This window comes from Bacteroidota bacterium (genome assembly GCA_023957335.1).
In the GTDB taxonomy this organism is placed as follows: Bacteria; Bacteroidota; Bacteroidia; order NS11-12g; family UBA955; genus JALOAG01.
In genome coordinates this window covers 302,849-327,483 of record JAMLHC010000003.1, presented here as the reverse complement: position 1 = coordinate 327,483, position 24,635 = coordinate 302,849, and the positions used below count along the sequence as shown (strand labels likewise).

The following is a 24,635-nucleotide window of genomic DNA, read 5'->3' as shown; positions in this document are numbered from 1 at the left end:
CCATTGAGCCAAACGCCTGTTACCAGTAGGCCTTCTGTCTGTCCACCGTCACAAACCATTGTCTTTATTGAGTTTCTGAGTCATTGATTCTGTCGTGTTGGTCTGTGCGGTTGCGTATTTTTTATTTTACTGACTCTTTTACACCCAACTCCCCCCTAAACGCCTTCTGGCTCAAACTCCCATACAAATTCTCTAACTCCTGCAAGCTTTGCTGGTATTGGGTTTTAAGGGCTTCCGTTTTTTCTACGATTTGGGCAAATTGGGTTTGGAGGACGAGTGGGGGAACAGGAAATTTTAGATTTCTTAAATCACTTAAACTTAAGTTTGCTCTTGCGGCTTCTACAACATTTCCCAATAACAATCTCTGAAAAGATTGATTAATAAAAAGATGCATTACATAAACTGCATTAATTAATTCGGGATTCAATGTAATGGCAGCAACAGCTTGATTGATATTTGCGGGCAATGCTTCTTTAGGACAAAGAGATGAACGTCCCACTGATGCACCAACAAGATTGACAAGTAAATCATTTTCTTTCAACTGTGATCTTTTCAATTTATTATGAAAATCTTCATGAATAAATTTAGCTTTTTGCAAGTCAACTGAGCCCCACAAAACATTTTCGCTTGTAATGAATCGAACACCAGAATCTAAGTAATCAAACCCTTGCCATTTTGGAGATTCACCTTTTGTTATTCTTTCAACAAATTCTCCAAATATTTTTACATCCCATCCCTTGTCATTCCTCACCGGATCCCCAAACATCTCCAAAAACGTGCTTTTCAAAAATTCATCCAACAGGCGGATGCTTTCTTTGCGTTGGGCTATCAGGTTTTCGGCTTTGCTTAAGAGATTGGCGATGTGGAGTTGGTCGGGAAGTGGGGGGAGTGGAATTTCAATATCCTTTAAATTTGAGATATTGAAACTTGCTTGATTAACTGACTTCTTTGTTATTCGCTTTATCTTACTTCTGAATATCGGGCTTTTAAAATAGTAGAATGAATACATCGGATTTATTATACTCACATCAGCTTTCAAGCATAATAAATTCATTCCGTGTATAACTTTCTCATAAATTTGATTTACCAAAGCAACTTTTCCAAGATGAGAAACACTATTAATGTGTGACATCAATATATCATTCTCCTGCAAATAAAATTCAGAGAAGCTTTCATCGTGTATTGAAGCATATCCAACTCTATTTAAATCAACTGTTCCGTCAGCTATCGTTTCGATACGAGTAATAGGATAGCCATCGGTTACTTTATCCTGTTTTATATTTGCTCCATTTCTAATTACTAGAAAAACGTTTCCTATTTTTTCAAACTTCATCACACAAACTCTTTTAACTCAGCCAATTCTTTTTGAATATCGGCTTTAACATCCATATTTAATAAACCCGAAGGGTTGGCATGATTGTAACGAACCAATCTAACCCAACTACCTAACCCCGAAGGGGTGATATATTTACATAAATTCAAACACATATTCTTCTTTAAATTCTATGTCAAACTTTTTCAATAATTCCAGGTATTCATCTTTAAAGGTTTTTTTACGGTGGTGTTCTTCCTGATTCAGTATGTAGTTATATACCCTATCAATATGCGAATGGGAATAGGAAAACACACCATAGCCTTCCTGCCAGGAAAACTTGCCCCTTACAAAGCCTTTTTCGTTAATGAATTTAGAAGAATTGTTTTTTATGTCACGAACCAAATCCGAAATTCTCATAGATGGTTTTAAACCAATGAATGCATGAATGTGGTCGGGCATTCCGTTTATGATGATTGGCTTTTGTTCCTTTTCTTTGATAATGCCGGCCATGTATTTGTGCAACTCATCTTTCCATGATTGGGCAATGAGGTTTTCTCTGCCCTTTACCGCAAAAACAACTTGTAAATATATTTGTGAATAGGTTCCTGCCATTTTATATCACCCCTTCGGGGTTTTTGCTTATTGATTGATTCATTTTCTATAATAATTTCATCCCTTCGGGATTTCATTTCATAATATTTTCATCTCTTCGGGATTTCATTTTATCAACTCTTTTAATTCTGCCAATCCATTTTGAATATCGGCTTCAATGCTTTCCAACTTTCCGAAAATCACATTTGGTTTTTCATACACCACTTCTTCATACACTTCTTCTTTGTAGGTGCTCAGGTTCAGGTCGTAGTTGTTATCTACAATTTCCTTTTTCGGCACCATAAAATATTTCAACCTCCTGTCTGAACTGTGATTTTTTTGATTTTCTGATGGGCTATGATTTGTGTTGGCTTCGTAGCTTGTTTCACTTTCTGCCGCCATCATGGTAATCCCTAAATCATGTGAATCATGGTTCAGACGGTTTTTGTAGCGTTGCACAATATCGGGCAAATCACTTTCGGCAATTTTGTTTCGCTTATCGTCTAAGGTGTAGCCGTCTGCCTGCATGTCGTAAAACCAAACGTTGTTGGTTTCACCTCCTTTGGTAAAAATCAAAATAGCAGTGCTTACCCCTGCATAGGGTTTAAATGCACCGCTTGGCACAGCGATCACGGCTTTCAGTTCGGCTTTTTCAATTATCAGTTTTCGCACTGCTTCAAAGGCTTTACCGCTGTTTTGTATCACACCACTGGGCACAATTACAGCAGCGGTTCCGCCCATTTTAAGCATGTTAAAAATGCGTTCTACAAACAGCAGTTCAGTTTTGGTGGTGGGGAGTTTCAGCCCTTCGTTAATATCGCCTTTGTCAATGTTTCCAGTAAAGGGCGGATTGGCTAATACAATATCAAACTGGCTGTCTTCATTGTAGCTTTTGCTGAGGGTGTCTTTGTAGTCAATTTTAGGTTCGTCAATGCCGTGCATCATCATGTTCATCAAACCCAAACGCACCATCGTGGTGTCAATGTCATACCCCACAAAGCTTTTATCCAAAATGCTTTTTACCTCTTGGGTAAGCACGGCACTAATGGCAGCACGTTCAAAACCGTCTTCGTCTTTCTGCAACTTGCCAGGGTCTTTCTTTCTTACTAAATCAGTAAGGATGTATTGATAAGCACCCAACAAGAAACCGCCTGTGCCGCAAGCAGGGTCGGCAATGCGTTGTCCCAATTGCGGAGCAACCAATTCAGCCATCAGTTTAATAATGTGTCTTGGAGTGCGGAACTGTCCGTTTTTACCTGCCGTGGCAATTTCACTCAACAGCATTTCATATACATCACCTTGTATGTCCTGAAACGCATGTCCGCCTTCGGTGGCATCTTTTTCAATTTCTTTGAAAATTTCCTCTACAATGTTGATGGCCGAAACCAGCAAACTGGCTTTGGGCATAATGAACACAGCGTTTGCCATGTGTTTCGTAAAAGGCGAAGTTTCTCCGTTCAGGTCTTTCAAAAACGGAAACACTTTCATTTGCACATGCATCAGCATTTCGTCTGCGGGCTTGTGTTTAAAAACACTCCAACGCAATTCGTTTTTGTCAATGCTTTCATTACTGCCCGGAATATTGAATTTGCCCGAAAAACGGGAAACATATTTTTCGCCTGTCCATTCGGCATCCCGTTCACGTTTGGCTTCCAAATCGTCCAAACGTTTCATGAAGATGAGGTAGGTAATTTGCTCAATGGCTGTTAAAGGGTTGGCAATGCCGCCTTCCCAAAAGTTTTGCCAGAGCTTGTCTATAAGCGATTTTAATTGTGCGTTGTTTTGTAACATCTACTTCTTTTTGTTTTTCGGTTTTTTCTTGTCTCCCTCATTCAATTGCAATGCTGTTTTGGCATTAAGAGAAGTAACTACATTTTTACCTGTTTTAGCTTCCAGTTCCTTGCGAGCAACCTTTGCTACATTACCACCTTGCTTTGCCACTTTTTTGCTTTCTTCAAAATCTTTCGGGTTGGTGGCGGCTGAAATATCTTTTGTAGATGCTTCGGCAAGCATGTTCAGAATGAGTTCCGTATTGGTCATGTTATCCCGCAGATTTTCTTTTTTCAAACCTTTCAGTATTTTGTATTCTTTGGTAGTTTTATCACTCCATGCTTTGGTAATAATATCAGTAAGCGTGGCAAACTGAACGCCTTCTTTCAAGCCTCTCTTTTTCCATTCATCCGTTAGTTCTTTTCGTATCTCAATACTTTTGAGGCGTTGGTTAATCCAGTTTTCTGAATAACCCAACTTCATGTATTGCTCCAGTGCCCTGTCAATGCTTAGTTCAGGGTCTTGCATTTCATCCAATCGTTCCGATGCTACCTGTGCCAGCCAGAGTTTAAAAGGTTCTGCTTTGGGTGATGGAATGGATTGAATTAGACGAAAAAGCTGCTCGGTATCCGCTACATCGGTTATGTATTTTTTCCCGTCTGAAGCTTCCATTTTCAGTTGTCCGATTTTTTCGGACAACTGACTTCCTTCTTTTTTCAGTTTGGTTTTCAGGTCGCTCCAATATTTTCTTGGCCTGTCAGTTCCGGTTAGAATTTTAATGACATCAACAATTGACAAATACCATTTTTCCTGTTCAGCATCCCAAATTGTTCTAACTTTCTTATCTTCAAATATTTTTATTTCATTTTTCTTTTCCATTGTCTGAATCAGAATTTACTGAATTTTTGAATTTGCTGAATTGTGTTTTGGATAATACTTAGGATTAAATAAAAGTTTATGCTGCAAACTTTGGCTTCCAAAATTTATCAATAGTCCAAGGGGGAAATCATAAGCCACCGTATAGTTTTTTGCTTGTGCGATATGAACATCTTCAAGATTCACCAACGCTTTAAGTTCAACTACTACTTTGCCTTCTACAATGAAATCCGCCCTTCTTGTTCCTACTTCAATGTTTTCATAAAACAAAGTTTGCTCTTGCTCTCTTTTGAAACCTAATCCTACCCTCTCTAATTCTATCGCAAGGCATCTTTGGTAAATCACTTCCTGAAAGCCGGGACCCATCGTATTGTGAACCTTCATTGCACAACCAATTATCTTATACGTCAACTCGTCCTTTTCCATATCCTATTTTTATTCTGTTAATTTTTTCATTTTGTAAATTCTGATTCAGACCATCTAGGCTGCTAATACTTGTTCGGTTAAACTTAAAATTTCGTCAATCTCTTTTTGATTAAAAATTCCTCTAATGCCTTCGGGGTGAAGCATGGTAAAGGGAGATTCAATCAGGTTGCGTTTGCTTACATCACCTTTTTCCAACACAAAATTCTTGAGCAAATCAAGAAATTGAAGTTGTCTGCTTGTGAGGTAACTGTGTTTGGAAACAAAATCATCAAATGCTTTGGTAACAGTTTCGGCAAAGGTTTCTAATTGCTCAATGCCTAAAATATGTTTGATGAATTGCACCAATGCTGCTTTGCGGTGGTTATAAACCTTGCGAAGCAAATCAATGGTAATATGTGGATGCTCATTATGTAGTTCTTCTGCCAATTGCTCGGCTTCATCTGTGGTGATTTCCTGTCCTTGTTTTAGTTTTTGTAAAATCGGACTGCTTGATACCAGTTCATTGATTTTCTTTTCCACCAGTTCACGGTATTTGGCTACACTCAACGCTTCGTGTTGCGGACCAAACTCAATAAATTCCTTTTCGGCAACAATGTCTTTTAGGTTGAATTTGGCAGGAGCTAACGGAATAACTGCTTCACGGAATTTCATCAAAGGCGAAAGTTTTTGAATCAGTTCTTCAAACTTGTCTTCATTGATGGTTGCCCAATAATGATTGCTTTGTGCCTGACGAATCAATTCCTGCTCTCTTGCCACAATGTTGATGCTCAAAGGCAGTTCGCCAATTTCTTCAATAATGCTTTCTTTCAGGGTTTCAAACTTTTCGGTTTCACCTGCCAGATGAGCCAAAGAAACTTCCACAATATCTTTTTCAAATCGCATGGCTTTGAAATCAACATTTGAAACCGTGCGAAGCAATGGTTTTACAACCGCTTCTAAAAATTCCATTTTATCAGAAGTCAGGTTGCTCCAGAAGTTTTCATCTTCTAAGCGTTGAAGTTCATGTTTGGCCTCCATAATCACTACCGAGTTTTTCGGAAGTACTTCAACTTGCTTTCTGATTTTTTGAACTTCTTTGTCCACAATTTCAGCTTTGCTTTGTGTTTGGGCTTCTTCAATCTTTTCTAATCGAACACCAAACAAGCGAACTGGCAAAGGAATTTGTCCTTTTAGTTCTTTGCCTCTCGGATTGAGTTTGAAATATTCAAAGTTGTCCCAACAATCGAGAATCAGGAAATTATCTTTTTCAGTGCACCAAGGTTTTATTTTTTCAGGTTCGAGTAAACGAGTTCCTCTACCTATCATCTGCCAAAACTTGGTATAGCTGTAAACTGGTTTTGCAAAAACCAAATTCACCAATTCACGAACATCAATTCCCGTGTCGAGCATGTCAACACTAATGGCAATGCGTGGCATATCGTTGCTCACAAACTGGTCGAGCAAACCGCCTTTTCCGTAAACCCGTGGGTCTTCGCTTACCAATACTTTGGCTAATTCGCCTTTGTATTCGGGATAAAGTGAATCGAATATTTCTTCAACTCGTCTTGCATGTGCTTTGCTGATGCAAAAGAAAATCGTTTTCCCTGGCAAAACTCCGTTGGCATCTTTAATGCTTTCTTCCATGAACTCACGGACAATCAAAGCATTCGTTCCCCGATTGATTACTTTCTTTTCAATCTCTGTTCCTTCGAAATTGATTTCTTCAATTTCTTTTCCTTCCAACATCAGTTTTTGTTGGTCTTCCAATGAAATTGTCCGCTTGTTTATTCCTTCATCCTGAAATTTGGTTTTGATTTTCATTACCTGAAAATTGCTCAGGAATGGCGGAATGTGATTTACTGCTTCTTCGTAGGAATAAGCAAAAGTTGGAACGCCATCTTCGCACTCAAATAATTGAAAAGTATTGTGGTCAATTACATCCGTTGGTGTGGCTGTCAAGCCAAGTGTAATGGTATTGAAGTAATCAAGAATTTCCTGATAGGTATTGTAAATACTACGGTGGCTTTCGTCCACCACAATCAAATCAAAGAAATGCGGACTTAAACTTTTCTCTTCGTTGCGAATGACGTTCAACATGGTCGGATAAGTCGAAACATAAATTCGTCTGTCGGTGGCAATTTCTTTTTCGCCTTGCTTTGGCCAGCGTGGTTCGTTGGGCAAATGTTCTTTGAATGCTTCCAGAGTTTGGTCACGCAATGCAATTCTGTCAACAAGGAATAAAACTCTCTCTGCCCAACCTGCTCTCATTAATGCGTCAACCAAGGCAATGCAAGTTCTTGTCTTGCCTGTGCCTGTCGCCATTACCAACAAGAATTTACGTTTTCGTTTTTCAACGGCTTCCATTACAGCACGGATTGAAGCAACCTGATAATTTCGTCCTGCAATTTTGGTATTGATAAGTTCACCTGCTAATTGTTTTCTTGCTTTGCGAATGTATGCGTAGCGTTCAAGGTCGTCACGAGTTGGAAAGCCATATACTTTCTTTGGCGGGTAATTGTCTAAGTCCCAAAAGTAAATGTCGTGTCCGTTGGTGTAAAAGCAGAAAGGCAAGTCAACGCCTTGTGTTGATTGAATGTTGTAGCAATATTGTTTGGCTTGTTCTCGTCCGAGTGCAGCGTCTACCGAAGTCTTTTTAGCTTCAATCACTGCAAGCGGTTTGCCGTCCTTGCCTAATAAAACGTAGTCGCTGTATTGGTGTCCAGCGTATGGCGTTGTCGGTTCTTCAACAACTGTCAACTGAATATCAAATTCCTCAATCACCTGAGTTCGGTCAGTCACATTCCAACCCGCTTGTTTTAAGCGGTTGTCAATGATTTCTTTCCTTGTCAGTTTTTCGTTTTTCACTTTTATAATCTAAAATTTATAGTTGGTCAAAATACGCAAAAAATCCGTTTTGTTGTCCGTATGCTCTGTCGGTGCGTTGGCAGAAACGGCTCTTTTGGTTTTGCTCACGGATTGTTTGTTTTTCAGCGGTGTTCGCGAATGCTTCGCATTTGCTGATGGGTTGGCTTGTGCGGTTGGGGCAAAAGCCAATGAGCCGTTTGCGGGCAGGCATAAAATTGAATTAAAAAAAATGTGCGGTTGGGAAAATAAAAAATACAGAAGGGTAGGCAATGAGTGCCTGCCTGTTCGGCAGACAGGTCGGATTACTCGTTGTCCGTTTGAAATATGGTATGTATGTTGGTCACCTGTCAAAATGGTTTGTCCTTGTTAATTCGTTTATGTTTTTGTCGTCTGTTTATTGTTGCACTGTCGTCTTTTAGGCTTACTGGTAACGTTTTGCCGCTTTGCGAAAGCGGGGATTTTCAGCACTAAACTTCATTAGATGCACAAAGCTTGAATTTAGCACTTCACTGTCATAGAAGCACGAAACCCCCGCTTTTGCAAAACGGCTGTTAGCAGAGGTTATTCTTTCGTCATTAATTCTGTGTTCGTTGTCCATAGTCCAAAATATGGGTTTTTAGCGTCTATTCGTTTTATTAAAATTAAGAATGGCTTGTCGAAAACCATTTTTTTAGGTTTTGGCTTTTCGTATTCTTCTTCAATTTCTTCAACTGCAACAGCGATTTCTGCTTCACTTTCAATTTCTGCACCGCTTTCGTCTAAAATAAAAGCAGTTCTCTGCAAAGCAGTTTCTATTTGAAAATTCTGTTTATTTGAGCTAAATCTATTACCTTCTAAATTAGTATAATTTGTCTCAATGTTAAAATTGAACTTTGGAATAATTACTATGTCTTCTTCATTGTAATAATACTTCCAACTTATTTTTTCGTTCTTCTTTTCAGTCTTTCCGATTTCGGTCAGCTTTTCGATTTCACTGGTCATTTCGGCTATTGAATTGAAAGTTTGGTCTGTCTTGAACAAAATGATTTCGTGTTCCTTGTCTTTTGGAAGCAGTTTAATTATAAAATTGTTGTCGTTTTTATAGTAAATGATTTTTACAATTTTTAGTTGTTCGTAACTGTCATAACCATTAACGCCAAATGAAGAAACTTTTTGTCCGTCAAAAGTCAACTTGTTTTTGAAACTTTGAAGTTTGAGTTCAAAGGGTAATGATTTATTAAATTCGGCTCGTGCAGTTATTAAATCTCCGTCAACTTCTCCGCTAACTTCATACTCATTACTTTTCAAAACATTTTCGAAAGAAGTCGATTTGTTGAGCAGTTTCAAGTCAAAATACTCGTCAGAAATTGTCAAAGGTGAGTTAATCTGTTTTCTTATTTCGTCCCAAGCGAATAGTAATGTTGCACAATAAACCGAATTTTTCTCATTTGAAATTTTATGTTCCAAAGTCGGAATGAATTGCGTGTTTTTATATTCAGATAGTTTTTTTACTTCTGGAAAATTCCTGTCATTCTTGCAACTAAATAATGTTGTCAAGATAAGTGTCAATATGATTGCTGTCTGTCTTTTCATAATCTCTGCTAACGGTCTCACGCTTGGCGCAGTGGCTGCTATAGAAGTATTAACTGTCAGTTTTAAATAGATTTTGTTAGAAATTTATAACTATAACTTACCATAAACCCAGCCATTGCGCCAAACGCTGTGTTATGCCTTCGCCCTTCCTTTTTGTCCTTTGTTGTTTTCATTCAGTGTCTTTTTTGATGCATTTGCTTGTTGGCTCTTTTGCAACTTTTATTTTTAGCATGGGCTTCTCGTAGGTTCGGGACCAGTCGCGCGAAATTGCAAATGTGCCAACTTTTATGATTGGTTTTTTAACAATGGAATGTCTTTTACATTAAGAATTCGTCTTGTAAAATACAGGCCGTTTGCTTACGCAACAGCCTGTATTCAATTAGGTTATTACTTCATTACGACAATTTTATAACTTCGAATTTCCTGACCTGAATTTATTTTCACAATGTACAAGCCGTTTGGAATACTGTTCAAGTTAATTGTTTGTAGACCATTTTGCAAATTCCCTGACATAATTTTATTGCCAACTAAATTATATATCTCAAATTCAGACTTCAAACCCTCTGAAAGAATATTAATGTTTAATTCGTTTTGAGCAGGGTTTGGCCATACTTGAATGGATTCCTTTTTTGGTACAATTTCCTGATGAGAACTGATTTTTAATTCCCCTGATGTTGAATCAAAGTATGGGTCATCAAAATACAGGTCTAAACATTCTCCAAAAACCATTAGTAAGCTATCCGGGGAATAGTTGCCAAGAAACAATTCATTTTCTGCTTGTGTAATACATTCAACTTTAGTGAGTACAAAATTCTTTGCAGGGTCTGAAAATACAAGAGGTTTCAGATTGTCTATTAAATTCAGCGCTATGCCATAGTTGGATGCAGCGCGCATTAATTCAATCTTCTCAATTTGCAAATTAAATTCACTATCAAATAAAAAGTGCATGGAATCCGAGGCGCTTTGCTCAATTAAATCATCAATCAAATCGGCTATTTGTTGAAATACATTATCCTCCTGTAAAGTATCATTTACTCTTGTGTTTACCGTGCCACTGTTTATCCAATAACTCAAATTACCGTGCATTTGGCTGTATAATTCGTAGAAGATTTCGCGTGTAGAATCAATAGGAGTATATGAATTTTCGAAAATATCAATATAAGATGCAATGATATCAGAAGGGGTTTCACCATCCAATTCAGTTGCTCTTAAATATAAATCAGCCAACACATCCTTTATCGGTACATTCCAATAGTCATTGGTAACTATTATATAACTACCACCAGGGAAATTATCCATGTCAACAATATCATGATAAGTAACAGGTAAAGCAGGAGGTACGCCATTTGTTAAAACAGGCACAGTTTCCCAATCTGTCTTGCCACACTCAGCAGTAATCATGTTTCCAATAAGACTAGGGTTAAAAATGTTTACGTTGCTAAAATTTCGCAATCCGCTTGGCGAGTATTCATATTTAAAATAACCGTTTTTACCTGAATTTACTACATCGCTCCATGTATGAACGGGTGGGCTTAAAAACGGGTCAACGGTTACATTGAAAACATTATTATTTGCAATATAGGAAATGGGGTCATAAGGTACAAGATTGCCAAATAGCGCAAATTGAACACCTGTACCCATGTCAAAATAATTTACACCCCCGTTTAATGATGTTCTGCCCCAATACCGGCTTAAAATGTTGCTATTGTTATTGTTTAGCGTATTGTAGCCGCCAAAATTGAAAACATTGTTCATGAACAAATCGGCCCTGCCTTCCATAGTAATGCCAATTTGGTTGTTGTTTTCTATTGTATTGCATCCCGGAATTACTCTTGTCTGAAACCCATAAAGACCAATTCTATTGCCTGAAACAGTATTTTTTCTAAACAGCAGATTTGTCATGGGAATGCCACCCCAAAAACTTACACCTGTGTCTAAAGTAGAAGAGCCTGAACCTGAATTGTCTACTAAATTATTAACCATATAAACATCTCTGGAGAGCGTGCCATAAGTCCTTACCCCGTGGGTATGATATCCGTCAATTTCATTGTCAATTAACCAAACTGGTACTCTGATAGCTTTAATACCCGTTATATTATCTTCAAACCTGCTGTTTTTAACTACATGGGTTTTAAGAACTTTTCGTGAATTTAAATAGGCATCTGAAAATTGTTCGTCTCTATGAATGGGGTAATACAATAAACCTTGAATTCCTCCTTTTATTGTAACATTTTCAATTTCGGAATACATACCCCAGCCCCAAACATAAATTCCTTTATGGCGTGATTGTAGTGATGTAATTTTATCTACATCCACATTGTTCAAGCGAAACCTGTTGTTGTTTTCCAAGTTTAGTCTGCTTCCTCCTCCAAGTGTAATTTTACAATCAGAAATATCCACATTGGTAATACTGGGCGGAATCTGCCAACCTTCATTACCTGTAATTTCAATCAACCTGTGCGTAGTTCCGGTACCTGTTAATATGATGTTGTTGTTTCCCAAACCTTCAAGCAGCTTGGGGTTGTTGTTCATGTTTTTGTGAAACTTAATGTATCCGAATCCCTGCGCTCCTCCTTCAACCGTGAAGTCCGCGTTTTGCATCAGCCTGATTTGACCTTTTACTTCTAATACCGCATTAGGTCCATTCAAAACAATTCTTGCTCCGGGGTGGATGTCTAAACGACCTCCTACATCTATGATAAAAGTGGAGTTGTTGTTGATGACTAAATCGCCTCCTGTTTCTAAAACAACAACACTCTCTGGTTTGATATAAAAATCTGCATCTCTTGCAGGTGAAATACTCCCGATCTCTAAAATTCCATCTTCTCCTATTTCAAGTCTTGTTCCACTGCATAGAGAAACTTGCATATCACCATTAAATTGGTCGAATGTAGTGTTCACAGGTGTATTGTTGAAAAACCTTGGTGGTTCATTCCCGTGAATTTGTAATCTGGCATTGTTTACTACCCTGTGATTGTCTGACAACCCAACATCACCGTGTGATCTAATCCAAACGGGCGCAGAACTTATGAATTGTACAAAACGTGTAACATTATACGAATTAGCAGATCCTGACATAACCTGCATATTGATTTTCTGGTCAAAATCACGATTTTTCTCTTCGGTTTCATCGTTGCTTTTAATATCGTAACCTATAGCTGTTATCTCTCTTTCTGTAAATATTTCATCGGAACTAAAAACTGGAAAATCTCCTGCATTTGTTATTGTCCCGTCAATATTCTCCGAATTAAACTGAAAAATTCGCCTTATGGCTGGGCGTTGATTGCATGAAGCATTCTTAATCAGAAAATGAAAATATTCCTCAATACTATTTACATCCCCCGTGTTTTCCCAAAAAGGACGGCAAATATCTTTGAACGACATCTCGAAATTGTCCATGTTTATACCTCCAATAACATCATTTCTATCTGGCCCCAATTGTGGTCCGGTTTGAGTGTTTCCATAGGCTGCATAATTTTGCGTTCCATCCCAAAGGTCGAGCATAACAGAAGCAAGGTAATTTTCGCTTAAATAGGGGTGGTTTAGTCTTGCATTATTCGGATTTCTATCTGCAATAGCGTCTCCTGTATTTCTAAAAAAGGGTCTTTGGTGATAAAGTCTTTGATTAGAAATTTGCCCTAATCTACTCCATGTCATTTCATTCATAATACCTGCAAAACCGTTTGCAACCCCCTCGCTCATAGTAAGTTTACTGTTTTCATTATTAAACCTTCCAGAATGATTGCCATTGGTCCAAAACCAATTCCAATGACCATGAAAATGATAAAAAACATAATGTCCAAATTCATGAAAAATAGTACGCTCCCTAATATAAGCTGGTTCATTTGTTTGCATGCCCAATGTTATTGATTTAGGAACATTAAGAGGTACATACCTTGCGGCAGAACTATTTGATGAAACTCTTATTTTCAAATTTGGACCTAATTCTTGTCCTGTTCCTTGCAATTCCCTATTGGTGTAATCAAAAGCCCAAGCAAAAAAAGTGTAGGTAAGTCCTAAATCCTCTAGTGGTATTTCATTTTCCCACCATGTGCCTGCATTGTTTCCAAATGTTCCACTCACAACAGGATAAGATGCGCTGTATCCAACACCTCGCTTTTCTAATTCATAAACATAAGATCTTTTTCGGCTGTCATTCATTCTTACCCTAAGTTGATTTTTGTCATCCGGGTCGTTCATGTGCACTTCAAACCACATGTCAATAGATCCTCTATTTTTTCCTGCACAATATTCTAAATCAACGGTTCTATTTCCTTCATCATTCACAATATACCCTTCATCATCTGTTCGCAAATCAGCGACCTTAGATGATGGCCACCTATCTACATATACTTTTACTGTAGCATTTTTTAACCAAACCTGTGTTGCTGTTCCTCCCGGTGGGGTGTACCAACTAAAAAATCTGAAATTTTGAATGCGTGCAGTAAAATCTCTTCTCCACCATCCACATCCATCAGCCCTTCTATCAACATTTCTGCTTCCATTTGGAATCATCATAGACCCACCTGTTGTGTCATAGGGATAGTCCCAATTGAAAGTATCGGGTTCAATAAATGGAATGGCATAAGCCAAGCCATCAATTTGTCTGTAAAAAGCATCATCGGGTATGGTATCTGTTGTTATATCAGAAATAGGTAGGCTGTTTTTGTTTATATATACCCTTTCAGGGTTCCCTCCTTTTGCAAGCCAAACTCTATTCAGTCCATGAAAATCATCAAAATCCCAAACCTCTGCAGTGTTCCATGGTGTGAAATAGACCTTGGCTCTGGAAATAAACTCTCGTCTTGTTGTGTCCCCATTCAAACTATCCTTAACAGAAAAGTATAAGTCCGCAGGATAGAATGGAACAGAATCTACGTTATAGCTAACAGAAAAGTGAAACATAAGCGTATCTCCCGGCATCAGACTGTCACGGTTTGTGTGAAAAATATCTCCTCCGCTAAAAAAGCTACCTTGCACCTCAAAAGTAAAAACATTACCAATATAGCTTGTGTCCTCTGCTTCAATTATAACTGCTATGTCCAATGTTCCATCTATCGTATCTTTCTCATAACTATGTATATAGGTCAGATAATGATTTTCGCCTTCTTCTAACATACACCTAGTCTTTCCTGTTCGTGTATCTTCATGCTTTTTGTGTTCATGTGTGCAATGCGCATTGCAACTCTTTTCTTCGTTAACTTTAAGATTGTTTTGGCTACTGCCCACCCACAGGGCAGCGCAAAAGGCAAATCTAAACCCTGCAATTGTTGTTAATAATAACTTTTTCATGATAGTTGTTTTTTATTGTTTGACTTCGTAATTGACAAGCTCCCATGTTCGGGAGTTTGGATATATAATTGTTTTTAATAACCCGGTTGATTTACCCCAATAAATATCCCTTATATATTCAACAGTATTAATAGTATCTGCCAATGTGCTAGAATAAAATGCTTTAACAATGTTTAGGTTGTTTATTTTAAAATCATTAATTGTATCAATAAGTCTAAAGTTTCCATAGTATTCATTAATCTGAATCGGATTTATACCAAAAGTAACACCACCTCCGTAATAACCACTATACTCTATAACCACTCCTCCCCCATGTGGATAGTATAGAATAATTTCATCATAACTTCCTTTTGTTGAATCTGAATGATGTGGAAAATAATCTGTATTTGAGTGTTGTAATCTGTATAGGATTGTTTCGCTACAAGAGACTGAATGTGGATTATTATCACTGCATTTAGATTTGTTTGAAAGATAAAAGGTTTTTGAATTTGGAACAAATCTTACTGTATCAAAAACAGTAGTATCTTCCACTAATCTATACACCCACCAACTTCCTTCTTCAAACAATGCCCAATCTTTCATTTCTTGGGGTATGGTTTTGTAGCTGTCTCCGCAGGGTGGGCAGTCGTCTTTGTCTTTGCAACCTGTCCACAGGGCAGCGCACAAGGCAAATCCAAGCCCTGCAATTGTTGTTAATAATAACTTTTTCATGTTTTTATATGTTTTATTGTTTGATTTCGTAATTGATAAGTTCCCAGTTTTTAGTTTCACCATTGGAGTGTGTAATTTGGATCTTTAACAATCCAATATTTTTACCCCAGTAAACACTTTGGTATGAATTGGGGGGGGGGGGATTTGTAGTTGTTTTATCTGAATGGAATCCTTTTTTTATAAATATATTATTAAACATTTGATTGTTAAATGTGTCAATTAAAGTAAAACTACCGTAATTTTCTCCAACAACAATTGGGTCGATACAGAAAACTCTGCCTGATGTCCCTGTTGCCGCACCATTTATATAGTGCATACATACCCCCTCCCCTGGTGGATAATAGAGGTTAATCTCATCCGATACACTTTTTGCTGAGTCATTAAGATGTCCAAAATACTGTTTATTAGAATGTTGTAGGTCATAGGTCAATGTTTCACTACATTGGGTAGATAGTGAATTGTTGTCTTCACACTTCGATTTGTTTGACCTGAAATCCCTTAATGAATTAGGCGAAACCCGCACGGTATCAAAAACGGTGGTGTCTTCTGCCAGCCTGTACACCCACCAACTACCGTCCTTAAACAATGCCCAATCTTTCATTTCTTGGGGTATTTCCAAGTAGTCGGAGCCACAGGGAGGGCAGTCGTCTTTGCAGCCTGTAAATGAGACTGAGAAATAGGCGGTCAGTACGCCTGTAATAAGTAATTTTATATTTTTCATGTTTTATGTATTTTATTGTTTGACTTCATAATTGATGAGTTCCCAAGTTTGGTTTGGTGGAATTACCATTTTAAGAATTCCAACGCTCTTCCCCCAATAAATATCTTTCATTAAATTTCCATTAAAGGAGTTATTTGTAACAATACTTGAGTGAAAGCCATTTTTTATACTTATATTATTAAATTTTACATTACTAAATGTATCTACTAGTGTAAAATTGCCATAATATTCTCCTATTTCAATTGAGTTTATTCCCAAAATAACACCTCCACCATATCCACCATTTGAATAATATAGAAACACCCCCCCCCTGGCGGATAGTATAAATTTATTTCAGATGATACTGTTTTTGTAGAGTCAAATGAATTCCCAAAATATTTTCTATTAGAATGTTGTAGGCGATATGTCAAGGCTTCGCTACACGGAATCGCAAGTGAAAAGTTTTTGCTGCATGTTTTCTTTTTTGACCTAAAATCAGTTAATGAATTTGGTACAACTCTCACCGTATCTAAAACGGTGGTGTCTTCTGCTAATCTATATACCCACCAACTTCCTTCTTCAAACAATCCCCAGTCTTTCATTTCTTGGGGAATTTCTAAGTAGTCAGAGCCGCAGGGTGGGCATTTGTCTTTGCAGCTTGTAAATGTGACTGTGAAACAGGCGGTCAGTACGCCTGTAATAAGTAATTTTAGATTTTTCATATCGTTTAAATTATTATTGTTCGGTTATCGTAAAAATGGTATTCAATTTGAGTTTTGAGTATATCTTAATTAGAATAATATTCGTCAAATGCGCTATTAAATTTGACGAAATATCTGTTTCAGACCTGAAAAATGTTTTCCCTTGAGCAAAAGGGCAAAAGCAAATCCCGTACTCACGGGACAAGTTGTGCTGCATTGGGTTGGCTTTGAGCGCAAAGGTGTAGCTCTTTTGATTTTGCTGAAGCGTTGGAATTTGTTCTTTCATTTTTCTGTTCGTTTATTGTCGGTCGTTTTGTCTTTCAGGGTGAGGCATAACGGTTCTGGTATTTATGAAGGGCGGGATTAGATGTACAAAAGTTAAGCTTTGCACTACCGCTTAATAGAATTACTGTCGCTGAAATTATGACGTTCAGCCCGCCTTTTATAAATACCATGTTAGCGGTTCGTTGTTGTTTTCGTGTATTTTTTTATTCGTGATAACCCTTTTTTACTTGTCGTTTTGAAATCCACCAATAATTTCCACAAGGGTCAATTATACCCGATTGTCTGTCTTCGTATGGCATATCTGCTGGTTCAAATTCAATTTTCGCTCCATTGTCAACGGCTCTTTGATGAACAGCTTCTACATCGTCAACGAAAAGATAAAGTGCTGTTCTCATTCCTTCAAATTGTTCTCTGGCTTGACTAATCATAAAGCAAGTGTCGCCTATTTGCAGAATACAGTTTGCTATATCTCCATTGGTTGGGTTTACAGAACGGTTAATTTCTTTCGCAAAAAAGGCATTTTTCAGAAAGTCAATTAAGAGTTGTGGTTTGTCAACAAAAAGATATGGAGTAACTGTATGAAAGTTGTCAGGTTTGTATGTATTAAGTATGTCGTTCATTTTTTACATTTTTAGGTTTAGAATTTACTTATCTTTTTTATTCAGTCATTTTTAGGGGTGCGTTTTTCTACAATGACCGCTAACTCGCTTATACCTCTCACAAAATGTCGCCAATCTGCCCCAAAATGGGTGGCTTTGCGCCATAAAGTGCGGGTTTTTGCGATAACAAATATATATGTTTTTCTATCATAAATTATCGAGTGGACTTTCTATGTTTTGCAGATTTTTGCTGCTTACATGGAAGTATATTTCTGTGGATTTTCAGCCGTGCATAGTGTTGTTACCAAGCACAGCTAAAAGAAAACAAAAGCCACTTCCTGTGATTGATTTGGCAAAATCAATTTGGAAGCAGCCTTGGATAGTAAGAGAGGAGCTTAGATTATCCGTGGAAAGTAAATTTGGAATAACTTTCAGCCGTGGTTGGTGTTGTCACCAACCACTCCAAATATCTTTAAACCCTACCTCATCTATTTTTTATGTCCATAAATCATCCATCCAAAACCATCTTTGTCGCTATAAAAAACCGCAACACTATTTCCTTTTAAGTCAAATATTTTGGTTAGGTTTTTTCCTGAAACTTGACTCTCACTCATGGTATAATTCCCTGATTTAGCCATATCGTTTATTTCTTGAATATAGGTTTGCATTACCATCATTTGTAGTTTTAACATATATGCTTCAGAACTATAAGTATAAAGAATATAGTAAATACTCTCTCCGTCTTTGTTAACAGTGATAAGTCCTTTTGCACCTACATGTTCTTTTGATGGAGCATAATAGTCTAATCCATCCGCAGGTTCAAGTTTTTCTCCACGGAGGGATACAAAGTTTTCGTCTGCTAACGCGATGATTCCTCTTAAATCTTTAATGAGAGGAGCTTGTGCATTTACTTTTTGAGTGTTTAGTGAAAATAAACAAAAGACAGTTGCTGCAATGATTTTAAATGTATTACTCATAATGTTTTAATTATTTATGCAAAAGAAAAACATAAACCTAAGGGAAACAATAAGCATAATTTCGTATATTGTGTTGTGCTTGGTAACAACATCAGGCACGGCTTTGAAAAATGATATGATAATACTATTCATGACTACAAGGAGTATATATTGACAATTCACTTTTTGAGGATTCTAAGTTTCGATTAAGAATTATAGTTACATTTGTCGTCTAAATAGGCGGGTTTTATCCGAATAAGCAATTAAAAATATGATTATAAAAAAGAGTACAATGACATATCTTGGACTATTAGTTCTATTAGTTATCGTAATACAATCCTGTCGGACATATAAATTTCGCTCAAACTATACTAATGCCAACACCTTAATCCACGAAACTGACAATATGAAAACAAAACCATTCTTGAAAGCTCATCTAAAGAATGGTGACATTTTTATTCTAACAGATAAATGGGAAATTGATACGGTAACTGATGTAGTCAAAGGTTATGGAACTCAATATGATTTCAATCGCAAAGCGATATATGAAGGCGAAATTGAAATTCCAATTAGCAATGTAGCCATTTTTGAGACCAACATAAAACTTCAACGTACCGAAAGCGGAAGATTGACAGCACTTACTATTATGGCTGGAGTAGATGTCTTAGTAGGGGTATTCTGCCTTTTGAATCCAAAAGCGTGCTTTGGCTCGTGCCCTACTTTCTATATTTATGAAAACAATAGTTTGCATTATGCCGATGCTGAAGGATTTACAAATGCAATATCGCCTTCAATGGAATACTTTGATATTGATGCTTTGAGCAACCACAAAACTGTAAATAACACTTTTTCAATAACAATGAAAAATGAAGCTCTTGAAACTCATTGCGTTAATGAAGTAAAGATGCTTGCATATCCAATTAGCAAAGGCGAAAGAGTTTATCAATCACCGAATAATGAATTCTTCCTTTGTGAGAATAATTATTCTATATCAAAAGCAACTGCGGAAGAAGGAGATATCACAGCGCTTTTGGCAAGCCATGACTTTCAAGAGAGATTTTCATTATCCGATGAAAACAATCTCAATAGCAAAGAAGAAATATTCCTAATTTTTGATAATATTAAAAATACAGAAAATTTAGGTCTAAACTTAAATTTCCGCCAAACTCTGATGTCAACATATTTGTTTTATAGCGCTATGGGATATATGGGTGACAAGGTTGGCGATATATTTGCAATGTTAGAAACAAACGAAAAAATCAGAGATAGATTTGATGCAGTTTCAAAAGTACTTGGTGGTATTGAGTGTTTTGTTTGGGATGAAAAATCTAATAAATGGATTCAACAAGAAGGAGTTAATGAAGCTGGTCCAATTGCTATTAACAAACAGTTTATACCATTTAAAAATGCTCAATCCAACTCACAAGTAAAAGTTAAGCTTAGATTGAACAAAGGTTTATGGAGATTAGATTATGTTTCACTTACAAATATAAAAAAGCAAGTAACTCCTTTGGAACTCACTCCTACAAGTGTCTATAATAAAGGCGAGTTGGATAATGTTGCTTTAACTAACATTACTTCTCCTGACAAATATTTAATCTCAATGCCAGGAAGTGAATACAAATTTAATTTCACGCTTAATGAAGAGTATGACAATTATGATTTCTTCCTCTATTCAAAAGGATATTACCTAGAGTGGATGCGTGAACATTGGATAAAAGACCAAGATTTAGCTAAATTAAAACAAATGGTTATTAATCCCAAAAAGCACCTCAAACAAGAGGCTCAAAGCTATAAGGAGTATGAATCCATTATGGAAGAACAGTTTTGGAATTCAAGAATTGATACAAAAACATTCTCTTATGATGAAAATTAAAATTACAATATCAGTATTGTTCTTGTTTATATTGAGTGGATGTTTTTCACCGCAATATTTGCCAACAACCAAGAACATTGACGTTAATGTATATGGGTCATATATAAAAGTCAAAACCATAAAGGAAAGAGTTTATGGAGAGTTAATTGCGGTTGATGAAACTCAAATAATTATCCTTGAGAATTCAACCGAATATTCAACCGGAAAGTGTAAGATAATTCCCTTAGACAGCATCTACAATTTCAGGCTAAAATATGCCAAACCTAAAAAAGTCTATGTAGCACCACTAATTCTACTTCCGGTAAACTTTGCTATACATGGCTTTTATTCTCTTTTTACGATACCCCTTCAAACTATTGTTTCTGCATCTGTATTAATAAGCAATGAAAACGCTTTTCAATACAATAAAAATGAAATTACAATAACGGAATTGAAAATGTTTGCAAGATACCCCTATGGTCTTCCGGAAAATATTAGCTTGGAGGATATTAAGTAACAAAAAATATTCTGTTTAAGTAATCTTATCATCGCAATGATTTAATTTCACTGCCGTGGCTGGTGACAACATCAACCATGGCTAAAAAGGGAAATTCATTAATTGCATTTATCGAATCTGATTTAGATAAAACAATAAATTTGACGAATTTGATTTCGTTAAATAACTTATATTTGCAAAAAAGTTTATTTATGGAAAGGGCTATTTTAGAACAGAACCCACATTGGAAAGACAAAGAATATCAAAACCTAAAGGAGAGAATTTGTTTTGAACCAATCAAGAATAATCTAAAAGTAAAGCATATTCAGATTCTCACAGGAATAAGAAGGAGCGGCAAATCTTCTATATTTTAAGCCGTGGTTGGTGTTGTCACCCACCACGCCAATTTTCTTCCCCTAAACATCTATAATCCTGAATAAATTCAAAATTCTTTATTGTTGTATTGTAAAGACAATCTTTATTATGACGGTATTCAGGTAAATTTTTGGATACGTAGTTAGTGCTGCAATCAACTACAATGGCAAATGTGGGTAACTTTATTTGTGAAAATGAATTTTGTATTTATTTGAATCGTAATATTGAAGTATCTTTTTCGACACAAGTAGTGTTAATATAAAAAAAAGCATTGTATGGCGATTTTTTATTAAAAGACTTTTGGATAAGTAAGGCAGAGAAGAGAACAACAGAACTATAAAATGAAATAGTTAAAAACAAATCACTCTCTAACTCTACAAGCAATAAAAAATCATTTAAGATGAAAATGGAGACTTCGCATCTGCCATAAATAAAGAGTTTCCCCGAAAAGAGAAACGGTATTTCTCGAATTTTAAATTAAAAAAATCAATAAAATGAAAAATTTATTGAATTTAATCAGCTTAGGAGCATTGACAATATTGCTCAGCACCAGTATGATTTCCAAAACCTTAATGCAGAATATACCTAAAGATCATGAGACAGCAGGGGTGTTATACCCTCCAATAGATGTTCCCGACCCTGTCAACACCCCTTTATGGCAAATAATCAACAACACGGGATGCAATATCTCTGTCAATTTGTGGGTAAGTATAGCCGGAGGGGATTATAGATCATATACAGTTACGGTTAATGCAAATAGCACTCAAATTATAACCGGCAGCAATCTCAATCTTCCTTCGGGTGTAAATGTTATCACTAAAGCGAGTGCAAATGTGGGCGTGTCTTATAACGGAAGTCCATACTCATCGTTTGAAGTGTATCCCGGAACTAATAGTGGGAATAAATATACTTTCCTTCCTCCTCCGTGTGATTGTGTTCAAGTTAATTTTAGTAGTAATACAATCACGATATCTTATTGTTAACACAAAAGTAAATATTTATGAGACAAACCAAATATCTATCTAACATAGCAGCAAGAATAATTCTTGCTGCTATGTTTATTTTAACTTTTTCTTTAGAAAAAGCATCTTCTCAAAAATTAGATTTCTATTGGGATTATTTACCGGTAGAACGTCCCGCAGTGTTCCTCAATACTGTAACTTTTCAAGGAAATTCTATGTATGCACTTGTAGGTGACGGGAAGGGTGATCAATTTTTACTAATAAGCCATGACAGGTTTGGTCAAAGAAATTCAGAATCATATTCGGATTCTAATATTAGAAGAGCAAACTCTATTTTTGCCTTAGCAGATGGTAAATTGATGATGACTTTAACTTATTTTAGAGAAAATCATAATTTCTTCATATTTTCACCTGACTCAGGGGTAACTCGTGAAAAAAAATACTTTCTATCTGCAAGCCACGATACGCTACTAAAGATTGAAGAGGTTGTGTTACTAACTCATTTTTGGGACAATGGAAAGGCACTTGTCATTTCTCTATTCCATGATTCTATCATGAACAGATATTTCTCGGAAGACTATGGCGAGAGCTGGTTCAAGCATGACTCTATGATTGTTAATGGGTTAAGCACTTCGTCTGGTTACACAATACCTTTGGATATTTCCAAATATAAATTGGTCAGCGATGGTACTATCCTTCAACCTGTTCTTATCCAAATGGATAAATTCTTCAAAGTTTCTAATTATGGTCAAACATTGGAAATAATAGAATTGAGTAATGTCGCCAAAAGACATCTAAGTGCTTTTAAAGACACTCTGAACGGGATTGTTGACTTTGCAGATTCCTATTACAGAACTGAGGATGGCATGAAAACTTTTACTCCTATTGACATAACAACAGAATCAGGGGATGTTATTATGGGCTTGACTTATGCACAACCATCTGCAAACTATCCCGATGGTTTTTACTATGCCTATGGAAGTGGAGGGCATTATGTGAGTTATGATGATGGAGATAGTTGGACTAAGGTACACTATGACGGCACCTCTGCTTGGTATGGTATTTTTTTTGATAAAAATGATTATGCAATAGGCGTAAATAGCACAGAAGAGCAATTAATGTTTATGGATAATCATATTAATAGTATTAATTCATTTAACAAATCTTCAATTTCATTATACCCAAACCCTGCACAAAAAGAAATAATTCTCAAAGATATCCAACCTGACACTAAATACAAAATTTTAAATTTCTTAGGTGCGAAAGTGTTAAGCGGAGTGTATGACGGGAATGCTATTGCAGTTGCCGATTTGGTTAGTGGAATCTATTTGATTCAAGTTCAAAATAGCGATGCGGTTTATCAAGCGAGATTTGTGAAGGAGTAATTCTAAAAAAATGTTTAGGCTTCGATACTACCTGCTCAAGCTGAAAACTCAGCCTAACAATTTTTGTATGGTTTGGTGACAACGCCAACCACAGTTTTAAATCTATCTTTAAATCATTTCTATGTAGCTGATTTAAGCAGAATAATTTTTTCAGCCGTGGTTGGTGTTGTCACCAACCACTCCAATTTTCTTCTCCTAAACTTCTATAATCCTGAAGAAATTCAAAATATTTTATCCCTGTATTGTAGAAATAAGCACTGCTATGATGGTAATCAGCAGGTGATAAAGCTAATGTTTCTTCTGATTTACAAGGATTATTATGTATATAATCCAACTTTTCCTTGACAGCATCAACTGAATACAATGCTGTTGCTAAAGGACGCCTTTCCCAAATTTGAAATGCTCTATCGTTTTGAGTGCTTTGAAACTTACTTAATAACTCTTGTTTTGTATCCAGAATATTAAGCTTGATTTTCTGTGCGGTGTATTTAAGAAAATCCCTTTTAAATGAAGCCAAAGAATATTCAGGATTTAGCATGATAATTAAGTGAATATGATTTGGCATAATAACAAATCCGGAAATTAAGGCTCGCTTGTTTTTATGCATGAAATCCAGACTTGAAATAACTATGTCCTTATGTTTATGAATATCAAACAATCTTTGCCATTTTAGTATGGTTGCAGTGAAAAAATAAAATGGATTAGGGTAGTTTCTTTCCAAAGGGTTGATATAACTCATTATGCGAAAGTATATCATTTGTGTGGTTGGTGACAACACCAACCACGGCTTAAGCAGAAAACTCAGCCTAACAATTTTTGTATGGTTGGTGACAACGCCAACCACAATTTTAAATCTATCTTTAAATCATTTCTATGTAGCTGATTTAAGCAGAATAATTTTTCGCTGGACTCTTATTTAGGTAC

At 36.4% G+C, this 24,635-nt stretch carries 22 protein-coding genes; 6 read left to right on the top strand and 16 right to left on the bottom strand.

Going from position 1 to position 24,635, the window contains the following annotated elements:
- Positions 1-121: 121 nt before the first annotated feature.
- From M9892_07350 to M9892_07320, 7 genes are all read right to left on the bottom strand, one after another.
- A complete protein-coding gene (locus M9892_07350; protein MCO5254159.1) occupies positions 122-1,333 on the bottom strand; it encodes a restriction endonuclease subunit S in 1,212 nt (403 codons plus the stop codon).
- Positions 1,333-1,482 (bottom strand): hypothetical protein, encoded by a 150-nt coding sequence (locus M9892_07345; protein MCO5254158.1) that lies wholly within the window; start codon positions 1,480-1,482, stop codon positions 1,333-1,335. Before M9892_07345 ends, M9892_07350 begins: the two co-directional genes overlap by 1 nt.
- Positions 1,469-1,927: an IS200/IS605 family transposase gene (tnpA, locus tag M9892_07340; GenBank protein MCO5254157.1), complete on the bottom strand. Its 459-nt coding sequence runs from the start codon at positions 1,925-1,927 to the stop codon at positions 1,469-1,471. Before tnpA ends, M9892_07345 begins: the two co-directional genes overlap by 14 nt.
- Before the next feature lie 105 nt (positions 1,928-2,032).
- Complete coding sequence (locus tag M9892_07335) at positions 2,033-3,697, bottom strand: type I restriction-modification system subunit M (protein MCO5254156.1); 1,665 nt, start codon at positions 3,695-3,697, stop codon at positions 2,033-2,035.
- Entirely contained in the window at positions 3,698-4,555 is an 858-nt protein-coding gene (locus M9892_07330) for a Bro-N domain-containing protein (protein ID MCO5254155.1), read from the bottom strand. It abuts the gene before it with no gap.
- Positions 4,556-4,570: 15 nt separating this feature from the next.
- A complete protein-coding gene (locus M9892_07325; protein ID MCO5254154.1) occupies positions 4,571-4,978 on the bottom strand; it encodes a GxxExxY protein in 408 nt (135 codons plus the stop codon).
- A 54-nt stretch (positions 4,979-5,032) separates the two neighbouring features.
- Positions 5,033-7,822: a DEAD/DEAH box helicase family protein gene (locus M9892_07320; GenBank protein MCO5254153.1), complete on the bottom strand. Its 2,790-nt coding sequence runs from the start codon at positions 7,820-7,822 to the stop codon at positions 5,033-5,035.
- Between the two features lie 49 nt (positions 7,823-7,871).
- Here M9892_07320 and M9892_07315 point away from each other — a divergent pair, with 49 nt between their 5' ends.
- Positions 7,872-8,192: a hypothetical protein gene (locus M9892_07315; GenBank protein ID MCO5254152.1), complete on the top strand. Its 321-nt coding sequence runs from the start codon at positions 7,872-7,874 to the stop codon at positions 8,190-8,192.
- 191 nt (positions 8,193-8,383) lie between these two features.
- Here the strand turns inward: M9892_07315 and M9892_07310 are convergent, their stop codons facing one another.
- The 8 genes from M9892_07310 to M9892_07275 all read right to left on the bottom strand — a co-directional run bounded on the left by M9892_07310 (position 8,384) and on the right by M9892_07275 (position 18,659).
- Positions 8,384-9,394, bottom strand: a complete 1,011-nt coding sequence (locus M9892_07310; protein ID MCO5254151.1) for a serpin family protein — start codon at positions 9,392-9,394, stop codon at positions 8,384-8,386.
- A gap of 387 nt (positions 9,395-9,781) precedes the next feature.
- A complete protein-coding gene (locus M9892_07305; protein ID MCO5254150.1) occupies positions 9,782-14,686 on the bottom strand; it encodes a T9SS type A sorting domain-containing protein in 4,905 nt (1,634 codons plus the stop codon).
- Positions 14,687-14,698: 12 nt separating this feature from the next.
- A complete protein-coding gene (locus tag M9892_07300; protein ID MCO5254149.1) occupies positions 14,699-15,397 on the bottom strand; it encodes a hypothetical protein in 699 nt (232 codons plus the stop codon).
- A 13-nt stretch (positions 15,398-15,410) separates the two neighbouring features.
- On the bottom strand, positions 15,411-16,118 hold the full coding sequence (locus tag M9892_07295; protein ID MCO5254148.1) for a hypothetical protein: 708 nt from the start codon (positions 16,116-16,118) through the stop codon (positions 15,411-15,413).
- Positions 16,119-16,366: 248 nt separating this feature from the next.
- Positions 16,367-16,819, bottom strand: coding sequence for a hypothetical protein (locus M9892_07290; protein MCO5254147.1), 453 nt, complete (start codon positions 16,817-16,819; stop codon positions 16,367-16,369).
- Positions 16,820-16,832: 13 nt separating this feature from the next.
- Positions 16,833-17,084: a hypothetical protein gene (locus tag M9892_07285; protein MCO5254146.1), complete on the bottom strand. Its 252-nt coding sequence runs from the start codon at positions 17,082-17,084 to the stop codon at positions 16,833-16,835.
- Between the two features lie 202 nt (positions 17,085-17,286).
- Positions 17,287-17,703 (bottom strand): VOC family protein, encoded by a 417-nt coding sequence (locus tag M9892_07280; protein MCO5254145.1) that lies wholly within the window; start codon positions 17,701-17,703, stop codon positions 17,287-17,289.
- Positions 17,704-18,170: 467 nt separating this feature from the next.
- Positions 18,171-18,659, bottom strand: coding sequence for a hypothetical protein (locus M9892_07275; protein MCO5254144.1), 489 nt, complete (start codon positions 18,657-18,659; stop codon positions 18,171-18,173).
- A gap of 385 nt (positions 18,660-19,044) precedes the next feature.
- Between M9892_07275 and M9892_07270 the strand changes: the two genes are divergently transcribed.
- From M9892_07270 to M9892_07250, 5 genes are all read left to right on the top strand, one after another.
- The gene (locus M9892_07270; GenBank protein MCO5254143.1) at positions 19,045-20,514 is read left to right on the top strand and encodes a hypothetical protein; all 1,470 of its coding nucleotides are present in this window, start codon (positions 19,045-19,047) and stop codon (positions 20,512-20,514) included.
- Entirely contained in the window at positions 20,501-21,010 is a 510-nt protein-coding gene (locus tag M9892_07265) for a hypothetical protein (GenBank protein MCO5254142.1), read from the top strand. The genes M9892_07270 and M9892_07265 overlap by 14 nt, the downstream gene beginning before the upstream one ends.
- A gap of 191 nt (positions 21,011-21,201) precedes the next feature.
- Positions 21,202-21,363: a hypothetical protein gene (locus M9892_07260; protein MCO5254141.1), complete on the top strand. Its 162-nt coding sequence runs from the start codon at positions 21,202-21,204 to the stop codon at positions 21,361-21,363.
- Between the two features lie 495 nt (positions 21,364-21,858).
- Positions 21,859-22,347, top strand: coding sequence for a hypothetical protein (locus M9892_07255; GenBank protein ID MCO5254140.1), 489 nt, complete (start codon positions 21,859-21,861; stop codon positions 22,345-22,347).
- A gap of 17 nt (positions 22,348-22,364) precedes the next feature.
- On the top strand, positions 22,365-23,711 hold the full coding sequence (locus tag M9892_07250) for a T9SS type A sorting domain-containing protein (protein ID MCO5254139.1): 1,347 nt from the start codon (positions 22,365-22,367) through the stop codon (positions 23,709-23,711).
- 169 nt (positions 23,712-23,880) lie between these two features.
- On the opposite strand, the gene M9892_07245 is transcribed toward M9892_07250, so the two are convergent.
- Positions 23,881-24,450 carry a transposase gene (locus M9892_07245; GenBank protein MCO5254138.1) on the bottom strand — a complete coding sequence of 190 codons (570 nt, stop codon included), beginning with the start codon at positions 24,448-24,450 and terminating at the stop codon, positions 23,881-23,883.
- Positions 24,451-24,635 lie beyond the last annotated feature (185 nt).

Bases quoted from the DNA above. Each gene is read 5' to 3' on its own strand.
- tnpA (MCO5254157.1), bottom strand. From the start codon at position 1,927: ATGGCAGGAACCTATTCACAAATATATTTACAAGTTGTTTTTGCGGTA.
- M9892_07295 (MCO5254148.1), bottom strand. From the start codon at position 16,118: ATGAAAAATATAAAATTACTTATTACAGGCGTACTGACCGCCTATTTC.
- M9892_07330 (MCO5254155.1), bottom strand. From the start codon at position 4,555: ATGGAAAAGAAAAATGAAATAAAAATATTTGAAGATAAGAAAGTTAGA.
- M9892_07300 (MCO5254149.1), bottom strand. From the start codon at position 15,397: ATGAAAAAGTTATTATTAACAACAATTGCAGGGCTTGGATTTGCCTTG.
- M9892_07350 (MCO5254159.1), bottom strand. From the start codon at position 1,333: ATGAAGTTTGAAAAAATAGGAAACGTTTTTCTAGTAATTAGAAATGGA.
- M9892_07335 (MCO5254156.1), bottom strand. From the start codon at position 3,697: ATGTTACAAAACAACGCACAATTAAAATCGCTTATAGACAAGCTCTGG.
- M9892_07245 (MCO5254138.1), bottom strand. From the start codon at position 24,450: ATGAGTTATATCAACCCTTTGGAAAGAAACTACCCTAATCCATTTTAT.
- M9892_07285 (MCO5254146.1), bottom strand. From the start codon at position 17,084: ATGAAAGAACAAATTCCAACGCTTCAGCAAAATCAAAAGAGCTACACC.
- M9892_07325 (MCO5254154.1), bottom strand. From the start codon at position 4,978: ATGGAAAAGGACGAGTTGACGTATAAGATAATTGGTTGTGCAATGAAG.
- M9892_07280 (MCO5254145.1), bottom strand. From the start codon at position 17,703: ATGAACGACATACTTAATACATACAAACCTGACAACTTTCATACAGTT.
- M9892_07305 (MCO5254150.1), bottom strand. From the start codon at position 14,686: ATGAAAAAGTTATTATTAACAACAATTGCAGGGTTTAGATTTGCCTTT.
- M9892_07250 (MCO5254139.1), top strand. From the start codon at position 22,365: ATGAGACAAACCAAATATCTATCTAACATAGCAGCAAGAATAATTCTT.
- M9892_07260 (MCO5254141.1), top strand. From the start codon at position 21,202: ATGGAAAGGGCTATTTTAGAACAGAACCCACATTGGAAAGACAAAGAA.
- M9892_07275 (MCO5254144.1), bottom strand. From the start codon at position 18,659: ATGAGTAATACATTTAAAATCATTGCAGCAACTGTCTTTTGTTTATTT.
- M9892_07290 (MCO5254147.1), bottom strand. From the start codon at position 16,819: ATGAAAAATCTAAAATTACTTATTACAGGCGTACTGACCGCCTGTTTC.
- M9892_07270 (MCO5254143.1), top strand. From the start codon at position 19,045: ATGAAAACAAAACCATTCTTGAAAGCTCATCTAAAGAATGGTGACATT.
- M9892_07255 (MCO5254140.1), top strand. From the start codon at position 21,859: ATGAAAAATTTATTGAATTTAATCAGCTTAGGAGCATTGACAATATTG.
- M9892_07310 (MCO5254151.1), bottom strand. From the start codon at position 9,394: ATGAAAAGACAGACAGCAATCATATTGACACTTATCTTGACAACATTA.
- M9892_07265 (MCO5254142.1), top strand. From the start codon at position 20,501: ATGATGAAAATTAAAATTACAATATCAGTATTGTTCTTGTTTATATTG.